Here is a 1557-nt window from a genome sequence, read left to right as displayed (position 1 = left end):
CCCGGGAGTTTGAGCACAACTTACACCCCTGGCATTCTGGATATTGCTGCCGGAGAGGTTATTCTTTCAATAACAGCTTTTTCTGGGAATGGTTGTAATAATGCAACTTCAGCATTGTCGGTAGCCATTGAAAAATCTCCGACCATTGATGCCGCTGATGATTTTACCATTTGTGAAACAGATTTTGGCAACTTGACAGCAACCGGGGAAAATTATTCCTCAGTCCTTTGGACAACTGATGGCGATGGGTTTTTCTCCAACGCTTTGGTGCTTAACCCGGTTTATTATCCCGGTGAAGAAGATATAGCCAACGGTGAGGTAAATATTACGATAACCGCATTTGCAATGAATTTGTGTAACTATGCCACTGATTACCTTAACCTTTACGTCCAGAAATCGCCGCATGCTTTTGCCGGCGAAGACCAGCACGTAATAGCTGGGGATAGTGTTGTTGTGAATGATGCGATTGTGGAAGATAATTCTGGTTTGCTATGGACTTCCAGCGGGTCAGGTACCTTCGATGATCCGACGGATCTTCATAGTGTTTATTACCCAAGCCAGATGGATTATGATAGTGAAAGTGTGATACTCACATTGTATGCGTTTCCGTTTGAACACTGTCTGGAGATAGCTGAAGATCAAATTCAGGTGTCATTTGATCCTGATTGTGAGGATGCTTTAGCTGATGCCGGGGATGATTTTATGACTTGTTTTAATGATTCAGTATTAGTAGCCGGTTATGCTCAGTATCAGCAATCCGTAGTATGGCAAACTTCGGGTGACGGAAACTTTGCCAATCCTGCCGCCTTTGAAACAGTTTATTACCCGGGCTTACAAGACAAACTTTCAGGTCATGTAAACCTTTCTTTCACAGCCTTTGCTTTTCCCAATTGTGCGAATGATACCGACTATCTGAATATTACTTTCAATGAACCACCGCAGGTAAATGCCGGTGTCGATCAGACAATTTGTGAATCAGAAGTGTATATTGTGCTTTCTGGTTCTGCTTCAGGACAATCGTCTGTGTTATGGACTACTTCGGGGGATGGATTTTTTATCTTTGATAATGTTATCTCACCCTACTATTACTTTGGTCAATCAGACAAAGCTAATGGGGAAGTAACCTTTACTCTGACAGCATACAGTAACCTTTGTCCTCCGGTAAGCGACCAGGTATTGATTGACATCACCCGGACACCAATTGTTTTTGCCGGTGATGCTGCTGCGATTTGTGCTGGTGAACTTTTCCAGACCAATGATGCTTTTACCGCAAATTATGATTATTTACTCTGGTCAACAAGCGGTGATGGATATTTTGATGCTCCGGATCAACTGAACACAACCTACCATCCGGGAGAGCTGGATGTGATTAACGGTTTAGCTGAGCTGTGCCTTAAAGCTTTTGCCCTGAGTCCCTGTGCTGATGACGAACATTGTTTTACCCTGACCTTCCTGCCCAATGCAACTGTTTCTGCCGGAGAGGACATGTCGGTTTGCGAGTCGCAAACAGTGAGTTTATCTGCCACTGCAGAAAATGATGAAAGTGTTCTCTGGGAA

General features: G+C 43.7%; 1 protein-coding gene. It reads left to right on the top strand.

Translation table 11 applies throughout. From position 1 onward, the window contains the following. The coding region (locus IH598_12995; protein ID MBE0639426.1) for a hypothetical protein at positions 1-1557 on the top strand (1557 nt) is incomplete at both ends.

It is taken from the genome of Bacteroidales bacterium, from assembly GCA_014860585.1.
Classification (GTDB): Bacteria; Bacteroidota; Bacteroidia; order Bacteroidales; family 4484-276; genus RZYY01.
Note: the sequence above shows the minus strand (reverse complement) of the source record. Positions and strands in the feature narration are given on the sequence as shown.